This is a genomic window from Arsenicibacter rosenii, assembly GCF_001870735.1.
In the GTDB taxonomy this organism is placed as follows: Bacteria; Bacteroidota; Bacteroidia; order Cytophagales; family Spirosomataceae; genus Arsenicibacter; species Arsenicibacter rosenii.
On the sequence record NZ_MORL01000322.1, the window covers coordinates 1 to 366 of the forward strand.

Below are 366 nucleotides of genomic sequence, written 5' to 3' on the forward strand. Positions count from 1 at the left end.
GGTTCTTTAAAAACAAGCCGATTTTTACCACTAAGTATATGTTCAAAATGCCCTCACTATCCATGATTTTGGACTAAATAATTTCATCTATCTGGCTTCGGCTTCACGCAGATACCAACAATCAAAAGTTGTTTTCTGCGCGAAGCCGAAGGGAACTTCTACTCTGTATGCCAGACCATAATTTACTTAAACAATAACTGAGAAAAGCCGAACAGGTCATGCCGCCAAACGGGCCATGTATGCCCGCCTGCGTATTCGCTGTATTGGTACTTGATGCCCATGTCGTCGAACTTCTTCATCANGCAATATCTTCTTTCCCGCCCTGCGAAATCCAGAATTGTTTGATGTTGGCATTGATTTTGTCTT

1 pseudogene is annotated in these 366 nt (G+C 42.2%); it reads right to left on the reverse strand.

What is annotated here, in order from left to right:
* Positions 1-182: 182 nt before the first annotated feature.
* Positions 183-366 (reverse strand): annotated as a pseudogene (locus tag BLX24_RS31995) (hypothetical protein); the annotation flags it as partial.